Below are 15,710 nucleotides of genomic sequence, written 5' to 3'. Positions count from 1 at the left end.
AGGCTGAGCTTAATGATTTATCCAAATGCATTAAAACAAGGTGATACAGTAATGATTATTGCACCATCTGGTCCACCTACAATCGAAAATGTATTAAAAGGTGTGAATGTATTACAAGAGATGGGGTTATCCGTAATAATCGGGAAGAGTGTTTACGAGAAATATGGATTTTTAGCCGGAAGTGATCAAGTTCGGCTTGACGATATACATGAAGCATTTACAAATAATGAAGTGAAGGCAATTTTTTGTGCACGAGGTGGTTATGGAAGTGCTCGTCTTCTTCCTCACATTCAATATGAAGTTATTAGGCAGAATCCAAAAATCTTTTGGGGATATAGCGATATTACAGCTTTACATACTGCTGTTTCACGTTATGCAAAGCTTATAACATTTCATGGTCCGATGATTGAAGAACTAGGAAAAGGTATTGATTCCCTATCTTTATCCTCTTTTAATCAGCTATTCCATCCGTATTCAACCATTTTATCTGCATCAGAATGTATCGTACCTAGCTCTCACAGTACAGTTACAAGTACGTTAGTTGGAGGAAATTTAGCTGTGTTAACAAGTATAATTGGCTCGCCCTACGAGATAAATACGGACAATACACTTTTATTACTTGAAGACATTGGTGAAGAACCGTACCGCATTGACCGTATGTTAAATCAGCTACTTTTATCTGGAAAGTTTAATGAATGCAGGGGCGTTATTTTCACAAGTTGTCACGACTGCACTCCTTCAAAGCCATCTCAATCATTGCAAACAATATTATATGAATATTTCGCGCCATATCATATACCTGTCCTATTCGGTTTACCAATTGGACATATAAGTCCAAACATCGGTATTCCACTTGGAGCTACAGCGACAATAAACACAAATAATAAAACAGTCTCTATTTCTTCTGGTATAGCCACTCCATGTTCAAATTAAAAAGGAAAAGCGATTACGCTTTTCCTTTTACTTATAATAATTAAAAATTCGTCCAGATGCGATATCTGCAATTTCTTCTGGAATAAATGTTTTACTTATATCAGTGCCAACATTTAATACAGCTGTAGCATCTTTCTCAATGCTACCAAATAACTCTTTCCCACGTATCGTAATAAGGGGCGTTCCTTCTGGCAACACATCTTTTACAAATTCCATTTGTGTAAAGAACGGAACGATCCATCTACCTTCTCCTTGGAAATGACGCAAACGAAGTATTCCTTCTGTTGCCCCGTCCTCTGCTTCTAGTGAACCAGCAACATAAAACTCAGTAGATAAGAGCAATTCATAAAATTCCTTTTGCTTCTGTTTATCATCCCCTGCTACAACAAGTACCTCTTCTAATTTCTTTACTGAAATTTGCTCCATATGATGCCACCCCTATTTCAAAATGATTGTACTTAGATTATACGAAATATTCTTATTTTTTTCTACATAATTCGCAATTATTTTTTCAAAATAATTTTAATGCTTCTTTTGTCGTCACAATCGTAGCAAACTCTTCATGTAAATTTACAAGTGTCATATTGTGAATATCTTCTGCACTATACTCTTTACCATCTAAACCTTTACGGTTAAAAGTAGCCGTTGCATCACTCACTAAATACGTTGTAAATCCTAAATTCCCTGCCATTCGTGTCGTAGTTTCCACGCAATGATTTGTCGTTAATCCTACAACTACTACTGCATTACATTTGTCCTCTCTTAATTGCTCTTCTAAATTCGTCCCAATGAACGCGCTGTTAACGAATTTCTGAATAACCACTTCACCAGGTAGTGGTTGCACTTCTTCTTTAAAGTTTACCGTTTCCCCTCTCTCATAAAACATTGACCGAGCATCTTCTTTATTTACATGTTGAATATGAAAAACTGGTCGTTTCCTTTTCCTCCATTCTGCTAACAAAATTCTCATGTTTTCTTCAGCAAAAATATTATTTCTCTCGCCCCAATCTTGTAATTGAAATGCCTTTTGTACATCGATTATGATAAGTGCTATTTGATTTGTCATCATTTCCTCCTTAATTTGGCTGTAATTGAAATAGAAAACCAAGTTGTTGTGACGCAGTAATAAAGCAAACATAGGCGCAAAGCTCTACAATTTCTTTTTCTGTCCAATATTGTTTTAATGCGTGAAACATAGTATCATCTATCGCTTTTCGGTCATGAACAAATGTATGCGCAAAAGTAACGGCTACACCAATCTCCTCTGCCTTTTGCACATCATCAGGTCTTCCCTTTGCCATACAGTACGGACATTCATTCCCATACGCTAATGTTCTTCTCACTTGCTCCTTCAACTCTGCTGAAAGAATTCCTTTATTGTACAGTGTATCCTCTAACGTACTCCACGAATGTAATATATCCGAATTATGCCCTAATAACTTTTGAAACTTTGTATCTCCTACATTTGATAATGAAATTCTCTCCATCATTTCCCCTCCTATTTCCTTCTATTTTATTGTAAAATAAATAACGTTCACTTTACATTTCATATGAATCTTAATTTATATTTTCCCTTTACAAAAATCATTATTTTACTGGAGGTATATTTACAAATGCAACTAGACCGTGTTGATCGAAAAATTTTAAATGAATTATATAATGATAGTCGCCTTTCTATGCGTGAATTGGCGAAACGAGTAAACTTATCTGCTCCGTCTACTGCAGAACGTGTTCGTAAACTTGAAAGTGAAGGCGTTATTCAAAAATATACAATCGATATCGACTATAAAAAAGCAGGACTAGTTTTAGATTGTATTTTAGAAATCACTTTAAAAAATGGTGATACAACACGTATGCAACAGTTTATTCAGTCTTATCCATCTGCAAGTTTTTGTTACCGAGTAACAGGAAGCTTATGCTACATTGTAAAAATTTCTGTTCCTTCACTCGTTGAACTTGAAGAATTTATCAATGATGTTTCTTCATATGCAACGACAGTTTCTCATATCGTATTATCAGAAGTATCTCTTACTCCTGATATTGAACATATCTTCCCAGAAGATTAATTTATTTTTATTCATAAAATATAAAAAAACCCCTTACAATAAGAATAAAAATAATATATTATGTATTAAAATACATAAAGTTCGAGAAAGGGGCTTTACATTGAAAATCTGGTTTTATGAAAAAACGGCACAATTAGATGACTTGCTTGGTATTTGGGACAATGTTCCGACCATCCCGCGAATTGGTGAAAAAGTGGAGATTTTAAAGACAGTCCGTACTGTTACAGATATTAAATATGTAAAGAACGGTAATAATTTTCGTATAGAAATTATTACAAATTAAAAAGTAGCTCCTAAGGAGCTACTTTTTAATTATCTATTATGTGCTTTCTTTATAACGATTTTATCTTCTTCTACTGATACTGTTACATAATCACTTTCTTCTAACCGAAGCTTATTTACAACCTCATCTGGTAACTCTATGGCCATCAATCTATCGGTTACGATCACTTGACTATACACTTCATTTTCTTGTGATGAATTCACTACTTTTTGCTCATTTATAAAACGTACTGGTGGCACGCCAACTTCTTTTACTGTACGCCATTGTTTCCAAACATACGGAATTAACCATAGTAATCCAACAACTGTAAGACCGATACCAATCCATAAATTACTTTGCGCTTGTAATTCAGTAATTGAGATTGTACCACTTTCTTCTCCACCGAAAAATTGCATACTTGTTGCAATCAAATTATTTAGAGCGTGCACAGCTATATTCGTCCATATATTTTTTGTCTTTATGTATAAAAGGCACATAACGACACCAAACATGAACGCACCAATAACATCAAAATGTCCTAGGCCAAAAATAATTGAAGATATAATTACAGCTTTTTTAATTCCCCATTTATGAGCCATTCGCTGTAAGAAAAATCCCCTAAAAATAACCTCTTCCATAATAGGTGCTAACACACATGCTGAAATGAAAGTAAATATCGTCATATATACGTTACTCGTATTAATAACATTTCCGTCTTCTAGCATAGTAACTAAGAAATTCGGTAACGTATGTGCTAATATGTAAAATTGAATCTGAGATATGCCAACTGAAAAAATCATCCCCATTATCGTTGCTAATACAATTAATCCCCAAGATAAACGTCCTGGCTTATCAAAAAAACTGTTAAATACAACATTATTTTTATTTGTTTTTACGTATAGCCAAAGTAACGGAAATACAAAAAATACAGTTATTTGTGAAATAACCTCCATCGTATTCTCAGAAACATTTGCTAGACCTAATGGTATCATTATAAGGAACACCCCTATAATCATCCATCCAAAAAAGCTACGTAGCCTTATACGTGAAAATGCATAGTGCACATGAAACACCCCCAAAGATAGTAAAAAATAAAGTAAAACTTGAATCAATATTTTATAGGCGTCCTTTCCTTATAAATAATTGGATAACTAAATTACAATATGAATCTAGTTGAAATCCTTCCTATTTTTCTCAAATCATTTCAAACAGCATGGCTCTTAAAATACCATATCGCTGTTCTTCAAGTTGCAATCCAAGTGAAATTTATGTAATAAAAATCCCCGTTTTTACAAGCGGGGATTTCTTTTATTATAATACGTCACGTTTTTGGAATAATGCACTTGATGCTACAAGTAACACAACAAAGTATGCAGCTACAAGTAATAATGAAGTTGTAAACGTAAATTCTGTAAATGTTGGTTCTACTCCACCACTAATTAATTTATTACTGTCGTAAGCTCTTAAATCCAAATGGAAGAATACTACAAACTTCGCTACACCTTTTGCAAACATCATTAGTGCCATATTAATTGCTCCTTGTAAGAATAATAGGAACATTGTAATAATTAATGGTAATACAGACTTTCTAAATACGTTTGCTAAGAAAAATGCAAGTGTTGCAAAGAAAAATGGCGATAGCAACTGATATAATATTGTTTTCAAAACAATTCCTAATGTTAATTCAGTTTTACTACCGTCCATTACAATTAATCCAATAATCATGGCAATTAACGTACTAGCAAATACAATAAATAACATCGTTAATAACACTGTAATATATTTAGAAAATAAAACTGTCATTCGTTTTCTTGGACGAATTAATAATTGTTTAATCGTTCCTTTTTGGAATTCATCTGTAATTGTACGAGAAGCTGTTGTAATTCCAAAAATCGTTGTGAATATCATAATTAAGCCGATATCTGAACTTACAAAATCTAAGTAAGATCCACTTAAACTACCAGCTTCACCCCATTTCGCCAGTACTACAGCTCCTAAAATCCCCAATAAAGCAATGACACCAATTAAAATATACATACCTTTTTTCGCATGTAATTTTAAAAATTCATTTTGAATTAATTTAAACATTACGCTTTCACTCCCCCAGTAATCGCTAAGAACTCATCCTCTAACGTTTTATTTTGAACAGTAACTCCGTATACAAGCACATCAGCATGAACAAGTTTTTTTACAATTTGTGGAATGTTGTCTTTTGTTAAAGATGCTACAATTACATTCCCTTTCGCTTTACCTTTAATAATTTCATTCGCTTTCTGAACTTCATCTACTTCAAACGCTACAACGACTGCCTCATCATGCTTCACTTTTTCATGTAAGTTGTACTCTTGTACAAACTCACCTTGTTTAATAATAACGACGCGATCACACATTAATTCAATTTCACTCAATAAGTGACTTGATACGATTACAGCAATATTCTCTTCTTTCGCTAAACGTTGTAAATAATCACGAATTTGGCGAATACCAGCTGGATCTAATCCATTTGTCGGCTCATCTAAAATTAAGATTTTCGGCTGATGAAGTAATGCCTGTGCAATTCCTAAACGTTGTTTCATACCAAGTGAATATGTTTTCACCTTTTTATGAATTGCATGCTCTAATTCAACCAGCTTTACAATCTCAGCAATGCGCTCTTTACTAATTGGTTTAATGGCCATGTTCGCAAAATGCTTTAAGTTTTGCATTCCTGTCATATAATCATATAGTTCAGGATTTTCTACAATCGCTCCAATTTGCTCTAGTGCCTTTTCACGCTCCGAGCGAATACTATGTCCACAAATTGTAATATCGCCCTCTGTCATTGAAATAAGACCTGTCATCATACGGATCGTCGTCGTCTTACCGCTACCGTTCGGTCCAAGGAATCCGTATACTTCTCCTTCACGAACCTCAAATGATAAACCACGAATAATTTCCGTTCCACCAATCCTTTTTCGAACATTCTCTAACTTTACTACTACGTTTCCCAATGCTGATTCCTCCTTTAGACTTCTAGTTTTTTATCGACTATGTAACCTGTAACTACTAGTAATATAATTGTTAATAAACAATTAAAAAATAGATTTAAAATTGTAATCTCGGTACCAGAATAAAATGATGTATTTAAAAAACCATTTTTATCTATAAATCCAATATTATTTATAGCAAACACATACTTTTCTATTTGCTGAAAAATATACGTTATTCCTCCATTAAATGCTGTAAAAATGACGAACAAAACTAAACAAGCAATCTTATTCATCGATGATTTCACATTGAATAGTTTCACAATTACTATAATAAAATAAATAGAAACTAGCATATTAAGAAAATCTAGTCCCCATAAGAAAATAGATAACATATGATGTAATATTCCATAATCATATAAACTGTGTATCGCTTGCTGAATACCTAAATTAGTTTTGCCATTGTAAATATTTAAAGAAAAATAGTATAGAAAAATGATTCCTATTCCTAGCAAAATCATAAAGAGTAGTACACAGAATAAAATATTTGCACATATATACTTTTTTGCTGAAATAGAAGTATAACGTAGCATAGAGTCTTTTAACATTTTCCGAAAAGACGATATACCTGTTAGAAGAATTGCAAATCCATTTATACCTAGCACGATAAAAAATATAATAATAATTATATCTTGCCTACCTGAAATTCTAACTCCTGAAACTCCTTTCATATTAAATAAAAGAATTAATGAAACTGTAATAAAACCAAAGTAAATAATAGCTATCTTTCTCTTATTACAATTATACAGATAATGAAAAAGCTGACTCATTTCTCATAGGCCTCCTTAAACAGCTCATGTACTGCTTTACCCTTTTGAAATCTTAGTTCTTCTACATTTTCATGCAATATTATTTCTCCATCTTTCAAAAAGATTACTTCATCGAATATATTTTCAATTTCTCTTATTAAATGAGTCGATATAAGTAGCGTACAGTCTTGACGATAAAATTTAAGTATTAGCTCAAGTACATGTTCTCTAGAAACAAGATCAATTCCGCCCAATGGCTCATCTAGTACATATAGCTTCGCTTTTCGAGAAAACGTTAAAATAATCTGCAGCTTCTCAACCATACCTTTTGACAATGCTGTAATTTTTTCTTCTAGCGGTATTTTAAATTCCGCTATCGTATCTACCGCTTTTTGAATATCGAAGTCTTTATAAAAATCCCGGTAGAAAAATAAAGCGTCTTTTACAGTCATCCAATCATCAAAGATTGGCTTATCGGACATAAATGAAACGATTTCTTTCGTCTGTAATCCTACCTTTTTACCGTCTATTGTGATACTGCCTTCAGAAGGGTGTTGCAAGCCTGCAATCATTTTCAATAACGTCGTTTTCCCGCTCCCGTTATCTCCAACAAGCCCAACGATTTTCCCTTCCGTAATCTCTATGTTTAATTCACGGATCACTGCTTTTAATCCGTATCTCTTCCATAAGTTTTCTATTTTTAATAGCTCTGTCATTGGCTCTCCTCCCTCTTATCATGCAATGAAGAACGAAGAATTGTAAGAATTTCTTCTTCTGAAAAACCTAAATTGTCCATTCCATCTATAAAAGAATGAAGTAATTCTTTCGCCATCTCTTTTCGCAGCTCCATTATTTTCTCCCCTTCATTCGTTACATACCGTCCCATTCCTCTACGTGTTACAACAACTCCATCCCGTTCTAGCTCTTGAAATGTACGCTGAATCGTATTTGGATTCACTTGTAATTCACTCGCTAATTCACGGACAGAGGGAATTTTATCACCAGGCAATAACTGTCCTGTTACGATCTCTTTTTTTATGTATTCCATTACCTGAATGTAAATTGGTATATTTGGAGAAAACTCTATTTTCATTTCTTCCCTCCTTTCGTATCGGTGTACTAGTTAAATAATACACTGATACAAAAAGTTTGTAAATACCCATTTAATTACAAAAAGTTCTATCCGTTAACCGAATAGAACTTCCCAAACATAAATCGCTATATAGAAATAATAGTGTTATGTAAACAAAATTATAAAGAAAAGCTGTCTTATCAATGAATAAGACAGCTTTTCTTTATAATCCTATATTAAAAGTTAAACACGAAGTCATCGTCAGCTAACTTTTCAACGTTCGTTGCTTTTACGTAACCATTTCCTTTTACAGAGAAGAAATCATGGTTTTTCGTATCTGTACGTAAACCATTTAAAACGATTGGGTTAATTTCTTCTTCTTCAAACTTCGGCTCAAGTCCTAAGTTCATAAGCCCTTTATTCGCATTGTAACGAACGAAACGATTTACATCTTCTACAAGACCGATAGAAGTGTAAATTTCTTCTGTATAAGCCATTTCAATTTCATATAGTTCCATTAATAACTCTTGTGTTTCTTTTTGCACTTCTTGTTGCTCTTCTGCAGAAAGTTCTGCGAAGATTTGTTGTGCTAAAATACCGACGAATACGCCGTGAATTGACTCATCACGAATTATCAAGTTAATAATCTCACCACTTGCTGTTAGTTTTCCTTGACCAGCTAAGTAAAGCGGATAGAAGAATCCACTATAGAATAAATAACTTTCTAAGAACACACTTGCTACCATTGCCATATATAGCTCTTTTTTCGTTACCTCAGGCTTTAACAAACGACGATAGTAACCAGTAATAATACCGGCCTTTTTCTCAAGTAATGGATGATTGTCTACCCAGTCAAAAATATCATCAATTTCTTCTTCAGTAGCTAACGTTGTAAAGATATGACTGTAACTCTTCGCATGTACTTCTTCCATAGCTCCCATGAAAGCTAATACACTTTTAGCTTGTAAATTTTCAAGATGAACAAGTACAAGTGGCATTCCTTCGCCACCTTGTTTCGTATCTAAAAGTGTTAAACCACCTAATACACGCTTATAAGCAATTTGCTCTTCTTTCGATAATTGCACCCAAGTATTTTTGTCAGACGAAACCGCAATTTCTTCTTCTGTCCAAAACTGAGCGATGTTTTGCTTCCAAAACATTAAACTAAAATCATCTTCTTTTTTGTTCCAGTTTACCGCACGCATTAAATCGCCCCTTCTCTAAATATGATAACTAAGCATGAGCAGGGTTCAGAAAACCCTGCTCATCATGTCTCACTTTTTATATTAAACGGTACAAGCCACACACTCTTCCACGCTTAATTTACGTGTTCTCGTATAATACAGACTCTTTAAGCCTTTTTTATGTGCATAGATGTAGTAACGTGCTAATTCACGTGTTGAAATATCACTATTAACGTAAAGAATTGTACTAATTCCTTGATCAATATGTTCTTGAATTTCTGCGATTAAATCAATTAATTTAAACTGATTCATATCGTAAGAAGATTTATAGTACCAGAACGTATCTTTTGATAAATACGGCATTGGATAATATGTTGTCGCGTTCGCATATGTTCTTGATTCGATTTGACTTACGATCGGCATTACGCTTGAAGTTGCATTTTGAACGTAACTGATTGATTGTGTTGGAGCAATGGCAAGACGATATGAGTTGTATAAACCATTCTTTTGCACTTGCTCTTTTAAACTTGTCCAATCTTCTTTTGTCGGAATATGAATTCCTTCAAATAGTTGCTGAACTTTTTCAGTTACTGGGCTGTAATCTGTCGTTTCATACTTTTCGAAGTATGTGCCATTCGCATAATCAGATTTATCGAAGTCTTTAAATGTCTCGCCTTTTTCTGTAGCGATTTCCATACTTTTCTCAATAGAATAGTAATTTAACATCATAAAGAATGTACGAGCGAATTCTTTCGCTTCTGCACTTTCATAAGCGATTTTATTTTTTGCTAAATATCCGTGTAAGTTCATTGCTCCAAGTCCAACTGAATGAAGCTCGTCATTTGCTTTTTTCACAGTTGGTGCATTCGGAATAATCGTCATATCAGAAACAGCTGTTAAAGCTTCCATTCCCGCATGAACTGCTTCACGAATTTCTTTATTTTCCATTACGTTTACGATATTTAACGATCCTAAGTTACAGTTAATATCACGACGGATAATGTCATCTGTACCGTAATCATTTATTTCTGAAGTTTCTTGAAGCTGGAAGATTTCTGTACATAAGTTCGACATCTTCACAGTTCCAATATCCTTCAATGGATGTTGATTATTTGCATTTGATTTAAACATTAAGTATGGGTAACCAGACTCAAGCTGAATCATAGCGATTTTAATAAGCATATCACGTGCACTAATATCTAGTGGCTTCTTCTTCACTTTCGGATTGCTCATTAATTCATCGTACATTTCATCAATGTCAATATCATCTAAATGCTTGCCATATTCTTTATAAACCGTATAAGGCGCGAAAACATGGAAAGGTTCGTTTTTCTCAGCAAGCTCAAAGAACTTACTTGGAACGATAATTCCGATTGATAGAGACTGAATACGGCTCTTCTCATCGGCATTTATTTTTTTTGTATCAAGGAATTCAATAATATCCCAATGGAAAATGTTTAAATATACTGCGCCGGCACCTTTTCGTTGGCCAAGCTGATTCGCATATGAAAACGAATCTTCAAGCAATTTCATAACAGGCACTACACCACTTGCAGCGTTGTCGATACCTTTAATTTGCTCACCACGTGCGCGTAGCTTAGATAAGTTTAAGGCTACTCCCCCGCCGATTTTCGATAATTGCATCGCAGTATTAATGTTAAAGCCAATTGAATTTAAGCTATCGTCCATCTCTAACAAGAAACAAGACACCATTTCTCCTCTTCTGCTTCTTCCCGCATTTAAAAAGGTTGGTGTCGCTGGTTGGTAGTTTTGTTTTACAATCATGCTTGCGAATTGTTTTGCCTTCGAAACATCACCGCGTCCTAAGTATAATGACACAATTGCTACACGATCTTCATAGCTTTCTAAGTATTGTTTTTGATCATTCGTTTTTAACGCATAATCTTTGTAGAACTTAGATGCTGCCATATAAGATTGGAACTCGAAGTTTTCACCATAAGCGATGTTATATACTCCCTCTACTTCCTCCAAGCTATACTCGTCCAGAACGTTGTAATAGTAATCATGTTCTTTCATATACTCCATTCGCTCTGCCACGCTATTAAAAGGAACGGTATTCTCTCTAGCTTCTTCCATAAAGACTTCTAATGCCTCTTTATCTTTATGAAGCTGATAAAAACCGTCCTGCATTTGCGTGATTTCATTATTCAGTTCAATGTGTCGCAATCTCCCGCACCCTTTCCTTAAAATATTCTACATCGTTATTTGTTCCAGATAACTCAAATTTTGATACAATAGGCACTTCATATTTAGTAGAAATCTTGTCAGCACTTGCACCGAACATGTCTCCCCAGTTACGATTGCCGCTTGCAGATACGCCTTTTAATTTTTCATTATTGCGCTCTAAAAAGTCTAAAACACGTTCTGGTACATTGCCAAAACCTGTTGTATACGTAATAAGAATAAAGTCTTCATCTATTACTAGATCTTCATCAATTTGAACGGCCGGCATATTTAATTTGTGAATGAAACGCTTCACGTTTCCTGTCATAGAATCATATGCAACTAACATTTCCGACCCTCCCTCTCAAATCTATATTCTCTATATGTTGTTCTTGATTTCTCTATATATTGTATTACGTTTCAAAATAAGACACAAGATATATGTATAAATTCTTTCTTTTTTTAACTTTTACTTTTCGACATGATAGCCGTTTTTTTTCAATACAATGACTATGAAACAACATTCTAAAACTCATGTCAATAAAGTGCTTTTCAAAAAAGTTGTCAACGAATTTAATCTTATTTTAAAAAAAGTTAACAATATATTTTGTCATAAAACGGTAGATGCTGAAGAAATATATTTCTCCAGCATCACGCAAAAAAGAACAGATATGAAACTATAATCTGCTCTAAAAAACGATTACATTTATCAAATTTACCTTATTAAATATATTATACATATACTTTCGTTTTTCGTTACATACTAAAAGATAACTATTATAGAAAAAGATTATTATTATGGAACTTCAATTTATTTATGAAAAGTTTATTCAGAGTGCTCAATACGCAAAATATCTTTTACAAATATGTGATGTGGATTTTCATCTTTATCAAGCATTGTACATACAGGAGCCTCTTCATCAAAGTATACAATCATTCCTTCTACGTACTGATATGTATGTTGAACTTGTACAGTTACTTTAATTTCTATCGCTTCTTCATATGCTCTTTTTATTTTCTGAAGCATTTTTGCTGAACATTTTCGTTTCTCTGGATACATAACCATTCCCATAAATCTATTGCCGGCTCTATCTTTCCACATATAATCCCAATGTGGTAAAATGCCTTGTTTAAAATCGCCCATAATTCCCCTCTCCTTTATCTTTTATTTATCCCGCATTAAACGTTCGATTGGTGTCGGCTACTAATCAGTGAGGGATGCCCTGCTGATCAAAATTCCCCTTTATGAACGTGGCGTTTCTGAATATGTATAAATCACTTGCCCGCCTCGTTGTGCGTTACCAATGAAATGCTTAAAGTCTTCTCTATTTACAACAACTTCTCTGAACGTATAAAATACATCTTTCGTAACAACATACTCCGTTATTTCACCATTTTTCAGCTGATCTAAAATTGTATTTGCTAATTCTTTATCCATGTATTTCACCTCTCTGCAATATTTTATTTTATCGTATATTCTATAGGTCAACAACTGTAAAATTATCCCGCTATTTGCAGGCGGTCCGATTGGTGTTGGCTACTAATCAGTCGTGGAATGAACAAAAGTCTTACTGATTAACGTTTCATTTTATCTCGTTGTTATGCCATGATTTTATTTTCGTTATTTCGCAAACAATATCGTTTTACTATATGTCCACTAAATATCATATACTAACATAGCTACTTCTCTATATCAAACATTTCGGCATTCAATTATGCAAAGTTCCATACCACTATGCTACAATATACAAATAGAACTAGGAGGGATACTATGATTCGGAAAGCAAAAAAGACAGATGCACTGGCAATAGCTCCTTTATTGTATAATGCTCTGCATGAAATTGCTGAAAAAATCACAGGTAGCACAGTTAAAGCAGAAGTATTACTAGGACTTGAGACATGGTTCTCAAAAGAAAATAACCGTCTGAGCTACGAAAACTGTTTTGTCTATGAACAAGACGAGAGTGCAGTTGGAATTATTGTCGCTTATCACGGTAGTGAAGCAACACAGCTTGACGCACCAATTGTACATCACTTAAGAGAATTACATAAAGATGAATCAATTACGTTAGAAAAAGAAGCTGAGCTTGATGAGTATTACATTGATACATTATCAGTTTCAAGTGCACACGGCGGAAAAGGTATAGGTTCTAAATTAATTGAAGCTGCCGAAATCTATGCAACTGAAAAAGGGCATGAAAAAATCGCTTTACTTGTTAATTTAGAAAACACACGCGCCTATTCACTATACGAAAAGTTAGGTTATAAAAAAGATGAAATTGTTATGCTAGTAGGCGAACCTTATGCTCATCTCGTAAAAACATTAAACGTCAAAATTTCTATATCTTAAAAAGAAAGCACACGATTTATATAAATCGTGTGCTTTTATGTTAAATTCGTATTTAATATATTTCCATCCATCGCCTCGTGAAACGTATATGTTGTACATCCCCATGGCTTTCTATGCAAAATAGGAGAACCAGACCATCCCATTGCCCTCAGCTCCGTTCCAATCATCGAATTAAAATACTTATGACCTACAAGAGCAATACTTCCATGTACGAGAGCATAACGATGTAACAGGTAAGCCGCTTGCCTTGCCCTCTCTCTTACTTCCTTATAAGACTCAACATCTTTATGGTAGCCAAGTATCCATAATGTTCGTCCAATGAACATCCATACCTTAATTGTGCATTTCAACCACTTCGGAGCAAAAAAGCATGAAGGAACTTCAGCTTCTCTAAAAAGAGAATTTTGCATAAAAGATAAAGAATCTGTCAATTCAGCTGCTGATTGTACAGCACGCCTTTGATCACTTGTTAAGACAAATTTCGCTGCTTCAATTGCCTCTATTGTTTCTATCGGCATTTTAGCTTTTTGTATCATTGATTCGGAATCATACTGTTTCATCCATTCGTGAAATGAATTAATTGTCATCGGTTCTCTTATACGACCTAAACAACCATGACGAATAAAAGAAATCTTCATTCTTTTCACTCTCCATTCATCACTTACGAACTCTATTATGCACTAGTTCTAAATATCATACCACGCAAGAAAAGAAAGTTATATACCTTTACATCTCCCCACCACTATCATGTGTTATCGAAGCATGGGTACCATCCATCCCATCAAAATATGTATTCGTATCATATTGACGAATCTTTTTTAAATGCATATAAGAAAATAAAAATAAAATTAAAGCTATAACACTCCCCACAAATTCAAACATCATTTTACCGCCTCTAATTTCTCCCACTTCAGCAGGTTATTCTACTTTTTCATTATACCTCGATATAAAGATTTCCGCATTTTTGCTATTTTTTCAAATAACATGGATTTTCTACATATTTTCTTACAAAAAGTGAATTTTTTTCGAATTTTTACTTTGGAAACATTTACAAAGTAGGAAATATGGTTCAAAATAGGAGGAAATAAAAAAACCCAAATTTATTCTTTTTTTGGGAAAACTGTAACAAGGAGAGTTGCTTATGCAGATCGCAGAAACTGGAGATATCATCGAATTTAAAGGTGGAATGCAAGGCCGTGTTCAAAAAGTAAATCAAAACTCTGTTATTGTTGATATAACAATTATGAAGAATTTTAGAGAACTAGATATGGAACCTCTTACAGTTGTAAGTCATAAAAACTATACTGTCATTAATCAAAATGCATAATATAATAGAAAGAAAGGGCCTGTATAGTATACAGGCCCTTTCTTTCTATTAACGATTATCAATTGTTTCCGGATATAGATCGTGGTTCATCATGCGGTAGTCAGCCATTTGTTCATACTTCGTCCCCGGGCGACCGTAGTTGCAGTATGGATCAATTGAAATGCCACCACGTGGTGTGAATTTCCCCCATACCTCAATGTAACGTGGATCCATTAATTTAATTAAATCGTTCATAATAACGTTCATGCAATCTTCGTGGAAATCACCATGATTGCGGAAACTAAATAAATACAACTTTAAAGATTTACTCTCTACCATTTTTTGCTCTGGAATATAGCTAATATAAATTGTTGCAAAATCTGGTTGTCCTGTTTTCGGACATAAACTTGTAAATTCAGGACAATTGAATTTTACAAAATAATCACGGTTTGGATGATTATTATCAAATACCTCTAATATTTCTGGGCTATATTCAAATAAATATTTTGTATTTTGATTTCCTAGTAATGTTACATCTTTTAAATCTTCATCTAATCTTCCTGTCATTTTAAACATCC

Annotated in this window: 22 protein-coding genes; 5 read left to right on the top strand and 17 right to left on the bottom strand. The window is 33.8% G+C overall.

The window, feature by feature from the left end:
* Positions 1 to 12: 12 nt before the first annotated feature.
* Positions 13 to 933: a S66 peptidase family protein gene (locus tag BCG9842_RS06580; RefSeq protein WP_000640066.1), complete on the top strand. Its 921-nt coding sequence runs from the start codon at positions 13 to 15 to the stop codon at positions 931 to 933.
* A 27-nt stretch (positions 934 to 960) separates the two neighbouring features.
* Here the strand turns inward: BCG9842_RS06580 and BCG9842_RS06575 are convergent, their stop codons facing one another.
* The 3 genes from BCG9842_RS06575 to BCG9842_RS06565 all read right to left on the bottom strand — a co-directional run bounded on the left by BCG9842_RS06575 (position 961) and on the right by BCG9842_RS06565 (position 2,423).
* Positions 961 to 1,359 (bottom strand): SseB family protein, encoded by a 399-nt coding sequence (locus BCG9842_RS06575; protein ID WP_000435265.1) that lies wholly within the window; start codon positions 1,357 to 1,359, stop codon positions 961 to 963.
* A gap of 85 nt (positions 1,360 to 1,444) precedes the next feature.
* Positions 1,445 to 1,999, bottom strand: coding sequence for a cysteine hydrolase family protein (locus BCG9842_RS06570; RefSeq protein WP_000184442.1), 555 nt, complete (start codon positions 1,997 to 1,999; stop codon positions 1,445 to 1,447).
* Between the two features lie 10 nt (positions 2,000 to 2,009).
* Complete coding sequence (locus BCG9842_RS06565; protein ID WP_014894815.1) at positions 2,010 to 2,423, bottom strand: carboxymuconolactone decarboxylase family protein; 414 nt, start codon at positions 2,421 to 2,423, stop codon at positions 2,010 to 2,012.
* 123 nt (positions 2,424 to 2,546) lie between these two features.
* Here BCG9842_RS06565 and BCG9842_RS06560 point away from each other — a divergent pair, with 123 nt between their 5' ends.
* Complete coding sequence (locus BCG9842_RS06560; RefSeq protein ID WP_001175498.1) at positions 2,547 to 2,999, top strand: Lrp/AsnC family transcriptional regulator; 453 nt, start codon at positions 2,547 to 2,549, stop codon at positions 2,997 to 2,999.
* 100 nt (positions 3,000 to 3,099) lie between these two features.
* The gene (locus tag BCG9842_RS06555) at positions 3,100 to 3,282 is read left to right on the top strand and encodes a DUF3913 family protein (RefSeq protein ID WP_000707106.1); all 183 of its coding nucleotides are present in this window, start codon (positions 3,100 to 3,102) and stop codon (positions 3,280 to 3,282) included.
* Positions 3,283 to 3,311: 29 nt separating this feature from the next.
* On the opposite strand, the gene BCG9842_RS06550 is transcribed toward BCG9842_RS06555, so the two are convergent.
* The 11 genes from BCG9842_RS06550 to BCG9842_RS06500 form a co-directional block, all read right to left on the bottom strand.
* Positions 3,312 to 4,325 carry a CPBP family intramembrane glutamic endopeptidase gene (locus BCG9842_RS06550; protein WP_017762934.1) on the bottom strand — a complete coding sequence of 338 codons (1,014 nt, stop codon included), beginning with the start codon at positions 4,323 to 4,325 and terminating at the stop codon, positions 3,312 to 3,314.
* A 247-nt stretch (positions 4,326 to 4,572) separates the two neighbouring features.
* Positions 4,573 to 5,349, bottom strand: a complete 777-nt coding sequence (locus tag BCG9842_RS06545; RefSeq protein WP_000475439.1) for an ABC transporter permease — start codon at positions 5,347 to 5,349, stop codon at positions 4,573 to 4,575.
* Entirely contained in the window at positions 5,349 to 6,251 is a 903-nt protein-coding gene (locus tag BCG9842_RS06540) for an ABC transporter ATP-binding protein (protein WP_000528817.1), read from the bottom strand. The genes BCG9842_RS06545 and BCG9842_RS06540 overlap by 1 nt, the downstream gene beginning before the upstream one ends.
* Positions 6,252 to 6,265: 14 nt before the next feature.
* Positions 6,266 to 7,057: a hypothetical protein gene (locus BCG9842_RS06535; RefSeq protein WP_000080429.1), complete on the bottom strand. Its 792-nt coding sequence runs from the start codon at positions 7,055 to 7,057 to the stop codon at positions 6,266 to 6,268.
* Complete coding sequence (locus BCG9842_RS06530) at positions 7,054 to 7,752, bottom strand: ABC transporter ATP-binding protein (RefSeq protein ID WP_000137740.1); 699 nt, start codon at positions 7,750 to 7,752, stop codon at positions 7,054 to 7,056. Before BCG9842_RS06530 ends, BCG9842_RS06535 begins: the two co-directional genes overlap by 4 nt.
* Entirely contained in the window at positions 7,749 to 8,129 is a 381-nt protein-coding gene (locus BCG9842_RS06525; protein WP_000687506.1) for a GntR family transcriptional regulator, read from the bottom strand. The genes BCG9842_RS06530 and BCG9842_RS06525 overlap by 4 nt, the downstream gene beginning before the upstream one ends.
* Before the next feature lie 215 nt (positions 8,130 to 8,344).
* On the bottom strand, positions 8,345 to 9,313 hold the full coding sequence (gene nrdF, locus BCG9842_RS06520; RefSeq protein WP_001203025.1) for a class 1b ribonucleoside-diphosphate reductase subunit beta: 969 nt from the start codon (positions 9,311 to 9,313) through the stop codon (positions 8,345 to 8,347).
* A gap of 81 nt (positions 9,314 to 9,394) precedes the next feature.
* Complete coding sequence (nrdE, locus tag BCG9842_RS06515) at positions 9,395 to 11,479, bottom strand: class 1b ribonucleoside-diphosphate reductase subunit alpha (protein ID WP_001215843.1); 2,085 nt, start codon at positions 11,477 to 11,479, stop codon at positions 9,395 to 9,397.
* Positions 11,466 to 11,825 (bottom strand): class Ib ribonucleoside-diphosphate reductase assembly flavoprotein NrdI, encoded by a 360-nt coding sequence (gene nrdI / locus BCG9842_RS06510; RefSeq protein ID WP_000959447.1) that lies wholly within the window; start codon positions 11,823 to 11,825, stop codon positions 11,466 to 11,468. Before nrdI ends, nrdE begins: the two co-directional genes overlap by 14 nt.
* Before the next feature lie 477 nt (positions 11,826 to 12,302).
* Positions 12,303 to 12,620 carry a hypothetical protein gene (locus BCG9842_RS06505; RefSeq protein WP_000502199.1) on the bottom strand — a complete coding sequence of 106 codons (318 nt, stop codon included), beginning with the start codon at positions 12,618 to 12,620 and terminating at the stop codon, positions 12,303 to 12,305.
* A gap of 99 nt (positions 12,621 to 12,719) precedes the next feature.
* Positions 12,720 to 12,914, bottom strand: coding sequence for a hypothetical protein (locus BCG9842_RS06500; RefSeq protein ID WP_000356686.1), 195 nt, complete (start codon positions 12,912 to 12,914; stop codon positions 12,720 to 12,722).
* Positions 12,915 to 13,247: 333 nt separating this feature from the next.
* On the opposite strand from BCG9842_RS06500, the gene BCG9842_RS06495 reads away from it, so the two are divergent.
* On the top strand, positions 13,248 to 13,826 hold the full coding sequence (locus tag BCG9842_RS06495; protein ID WP_000619541.1) for a GNAT family N-acetyltransferase: 579 nt from the start codon (positions 13,248 to 13,250) through the stop codon (positions 13,824 to 13,826).
* Positions 13,827 to 13,861: 35 nt separating this feature from the next.
* On the opposite strand, the gene BCG9842_RS06490 is transcribed toward BCG9842_RS06495, so the two are convergent.
* The gene (locus tag BCG9842_RS06490) at positions 13,862 to 14,464 is read right to left on the bottom strand and encodes a phosphoglycerate mutase (RefSeq protein WP_000703092.1); all 603 of its coding nucleotides are present in this window, start codon (positions 14,462 to 14,464) and stop codon (positions 13,862 to 13,864) included.
* Between the two features lie 88 nt (positions 14,465 to 14,552).
* A complete protein-coding gene (locus BCG9842_RS31240) occupies positions 14,553 to 14,708 on the bottom strand; it encodes a hypothetical protein (protein ID WP_002083105.1) in 156 nt (51 codons plus the stop codon).
* A gap of 259 nt (positions 14,709 to 14,967) precedes the next feature.
* On the opposite strand from BCG9842_RS31240, the gene BCG9842_RS06480 reads away from it, so the two are divergent.
* A complete protein-coding gene (locus BCG9842_RS06480; RefSeq protein ID WP_001165082.1) occupies positions 14,968 to 15,153 on the top strand; it encodes a YkvS family protein in 186 nt (61 codons plus the stop codon).
* Positions 15,154 to 15,201: 48 nt separating this feature from the next.
* Here BCG9842_RS06480 and queF read toward each other — a convergent pair whose 3' ends face one another.
* On the bottom strand, positions 15,202 to 15,699 hold the full coding sequence (queF, locus tag BCG9842_RS06475; protein WP_001986050.1) for a preQ(1) synthase: 498 nt from the start codon (positions 15,697 to 15,699) through the stop codon (positions 15,202 to 15,204).
* Between the last annotated feature and the right edge of the window lie 11 nt (positions 15,700 to 15,710).

Origin of the sequence: Bacillus cereus G9842, from assembly GCF_000021305.1 — a bacterium.
Taxonomy (GTDB): Bacteria; Bacillota; Bacilli; order Bacillales; family Bacillaceae_G; genus Bacillus_A; species Bacillus_A thuringiensis_S.
Note: the sequence above shows the minus strand (reverse complement) of the source record. Positions and strands in the feature narration are given on the sequence as shown.

Excerpts from the sequence above, each read along its gene's own strand:
- BCG9842_RS06580 (WP_000640066.1), top strand. The coding sequence starts at position 13 with ATGATTTATCCAAATGCATTAAAACAAGGTGATACAGTAATGATTATT.
- BCG9842_RS06575 (WP_000435265.1), bottom strand. The coding sequence starts at position 1,359 with ATGGAGCAAATTTCAGTAAAGAAATTAGAAGAGGTACTTGTTGTAGCA.
- BCG9842_RS06570 (WP_000184442.1), bottom strand. The coding sequence starts at position 1,999 with ATGACAAATCAAATAGCACTTATCATAATCGATGTACAAAAGGCATTT.
- BCG9842_RS06565 (WP_014894815.1), bottom strand. The coding sequence starts at position 2,423 with ATGATGGAGAGAATTTCATTATCAAATGTAGGAGATACAAAGTTTCAA.
- BCG9842_RS06560 (WP_001175498.1), top strand. The coding sequence starts at position 2,547 with ATGCAACTAGACCGTGTTGATCGAAAAATTTTAAATGAATTATATAAT.
- BCG9842_RS06545 (WP_000475439.1), bottom strand. The coding sequence starts at position 5,349 with ATGTTTAAATTAATTCAAAATGAATTTTTAAAATTACATGCGAAAAAA.
- BCG9842_RS06535 (WP_000080429.1), bottom strand. The coding sequence starts at position 7,057 with ATGAGTCAGCTTTTTCATTATCTGTATAATTGTAATAAGAGAAAGATA.
- BCG9842_RS06530 (WP_000137740.1), bottom strand. The coding sequence starts at position 7,752 with ATGACAGAGCTATTAAAAATAGAAAACTTATGGAAGAGATACGGATTA.
- BCG9842_RS06525 (WP_000687506.1), bottom strand. The coding sequence starts at position 8,129 with ATGAAAATAGAGTTTTCTCCAAATATACCAATTTACATTCAGGTAATG.
- nrdF (WP_001203025.1), bottom strand. The coding sequence starts at position 9,313 with ATGCGTGCGGTAAACTGGAACAAAAAAGAAGATGATTTTAGTTTAATG.
- nrdI (WP_000959447.1), bottom strand. The coding sequence starts at position 11,825 with ATGTTAGTTGCATATGATTCTATGACAGGAAACGTGAAGCGTTTCATT.
- BCG9842_RS06505 (WP_000502199.1), bottom strand. The coding sequence starts at position 12,620 with ATGGGCGATTTTAAACAAGGCATTTTACCACATTGGGATTATATGTGG.
- BCG9842_RS06500 (WP_000356686.1), bottom strand. The coding sequence starts at position 12,914 with ATGGATAAAGAATTAGCAAATACAATTTTAGATCAGCTGAAAAATGGT.
- BCG9842_RS06495 (WP_000619541.1), top strand. The coding sequence starts at position 13,248 with ATGATTCGGAAAGCAAAAAAGACAGATGCACTGGCAATAGCTCCTTTA.
- BCG9842_RS06490 (WP_000703092.1), bottom strand. The coding sequence starts at position 14,464 with ATGAAGATTTCTTTTATTCGTCATGGTTGTTTAGGTCGTATAAGAGAA.
- BCG9842_RS31240 (WP_002083105.1), bottom strand. The coding sequence starts at position 14,708 with ATGTTTGAATTTGTGGGGAGTGTTATAGCTTTAATTTTATTTTTATTT.
- BCG9842_RS06480 (WP_001165082.1), top strand. The coding sequence starts at position 14,968 with ATGCAGATCGCAGAAACTGGAGATATCATCGAATTTAAAGGTGGAATG.
- queF (WP_001986050.1), bottom strand. The coding sequence starts at position 15,699 with ATGACAGGAAGATTAGATGAAGATTTAAAAGATGTAACATTACTAGGA.